Below are 2,159 nucleotides of genomic sequence, written 5' to 3'. Positions count from 1 at the left end.
ATTCTGAATCCGCAGCTTCGGTGCATAGTTTAGCCCCGTTACATCTTCCGCGCAGACCGACTCGACCAGTGAGCTATTACGCTTTCTTTAAAGGATGGCTGCTTCTAAGCCAACCTCCTGGCTGTCTGGGCCTTTCCACATCGTTTCCCACTTAACTATGACTTTGGGACCTTAGCTGGCGGTCTGGGTTGTTTCCCTCTTCACGACGGACGTTAGCACCCGCCGTGTGTCTCCCGGATATTACTTTACGGTATTCGGAGCTTGCAAAGGGTTGGTAAGTCGGGATGACCCCCTAGCCTTAACAGTGCTCTACCCCCGTAAGTATTCGTCCGAGGCTCTACCTAAATAGATTTCGGGGAGAACCAGCTATCTCCCGGTTTGATTAGCCTTTCACTCCTAGCCACAGGTCATCCCCTAACTTTTCAACGTTAGTGGGTTCGGTCCTCCAGTTGATGTTACTCAACCTTCAACCTGCCCATGGCTAGATCACCGGGTTTCGGGTCTATACCTTGCAACTATTCGCCCAGTTAAGACTCGGTTTCCCTACGGCTCCCCTATTCGGTTAACCTCGCTACAAAATATAAGTCGCTGACCCATTATACAAAAGGTACGCAGTCACCCAACAAGTGGGCTCCTACTGCTTGTACGTACACGGTTTCAGGTTCTATTTCACTCCCCTCACAGGGGTTCTTTTCGCCTTTCCCTCACGGTACTGGTTCACTATCGGTCAGTTGGGAGTATTTAGCCTTAGATGATGGTCCACCTATATTCAGTCAAAGTTTCACGTGCTCCGACCTACTCGATTTCACTTAAAATGTCTTTTCATGTACGGGACTATCACCCTGTATCGTGGCGCTTTCCAGCAGCCTTCCATTAACACATAATAAGCTTAAGGGCTGTTCCGATTTCGCTCGCCGCTACTTTCGGAATCTCGGTTGATTTCTTTTCCTACGGGTACTTAGATGTTTCAGTTCTCCGCGTTCGCCTCGTTAACCTATGTATTCAGTTAACGATACCTGCAAGCAGGTGGGTTTCCCCATTCGGAAATCTTAGTCTCAAGCGCTTTTTACTAGCTTGACTAAGCTTATCGCAAGTTAATACGTCCTTCATCGCCTCCAACTGCCAAGNAGTTAATACGTCCTTCATCGCCTCCAACTGCCAAGGCATCCACCGTGTACGCTTAGTCACTTAACCATACAACCCAAACGGGTCTTTGTTTTGTGACAGTTTAACTTCGCCAGAAGTCAATATTGAATACTAAAGTAGATACCAATCAATCAACTCCTAAGAGTTAACTAAATGGCACTAAATGGTACTGCTACCATTCTTTTTTTTACTTTTGAAAACTCTTGATAAATACAATGTATCTNAACCCAAACGGGTCTTTGTTTTGTGACAGTTTAACTTCGCCAGAAGTCAATATTGAATACTAAAGTAGATACCAATCAATCAACTCATAAGAGTTAACTAAATGGCACTGAATGGTACTGCTACCATTCTTTTTTTACTTTTGAAAACTCTTGATAAATACAATGTATCTATCAGAATTTTATTATCAGCTTTTCCAAATTTTTAAAGAGCAAGAGATGTAAAAACTTCTCAAAATTAAACACACTCTATTCTCAGGCGGTTAATGGCCCGATAAAGAATATTTATTTTTAAGAAGTAAGTGGTGGAGCTAAGCAGGATCGAACTGCTGACCTCCTGCGTGCAAGGCAGGCGCTCTCCCAGCTGAGCTATAGCCCCACATATGCTGGTACTTATTGTTTTAACCATCTTCTTAATTAGATAAGAAGTGGTGGGTCTGAGTAGATTTGAACTACCGACCTCACCCTTATCAGGGGTGCGCTCTAACCAGCTGAGCTACAGACCCAAAACAATAAGTGTTGTTCTCTTTACAATAACAATCATCTGTGTGGACACTACGAACAAATAAGTTCTAAATCGTATAAGGAGGTGATCCAGCCCCAGGTTCCCCTAGGGCTACCTTGTTACGACTTCACCCCAGTCATGAATCACTCCGTGGTAAACGTCCTCCCGAGGGTTAGACTATCTACTTCTGGAGCAACCCACTCCCATGGTGTGACGGGCGGTGTGTACAAGGCCCGGGAACGTATTCACCGCGTCATTCTGATACGCGATTACTAGCGATTCCGACT

At 45.1% G+C, this 2,159-nt stretch carries 2 tRNA genes and 2 rRNA genes; all 4 read right to left on the bottom strand.

Annotated features, from left to right (window positions below):
- Nucleotides 1–1,194, bottom strand: a 23S ribosomal RNA gene (locus I6F43_RS19945); the annotation flags it as partial.
- A 476-nt stretch (nucleotides 1,195–1,670) separates the two neighbouring features.
- Nucleotides 1,671–1,746: transfer RNA gene (locus tag I6F43_RS19940), tRNA-Ala, on the bottom strand.
- 50 nt (nucleotides 1,747–1,796) lie between these two features.
- A tRNA-Ile gene (locus tag I6F43_RS19935) sits at nucleotides 1,797–1,873 on the bottom strand.
- 76 nt (nucleotides 1,874–1,949) lie between these two features.
- Nucleotides 1,950–2,159: ribosomal RNA gene (locus I6F43_RS19930) — 16S ribosomal RNA — on the bottom strand; the annotation flags it as partial.

The sequence above is a fragment of the Pseudoalteromonas sp. NZS71_1 genome (assembly GCF_015864305.1).
In the GTDB taxonomy this organism is placed as follows: Bacteria; Pseudomonadota; Gammaproteobacteria; order Enterobacterales; family Alteromonadaceae; genus Pseudoalteromonas; species Pseudoalteromonas arctica.
The sequence above is the reverse complement of the archived record's forward strand: the minus strand, read 5'-3'. Positions and strand labels throughout refer to the sequence as shown.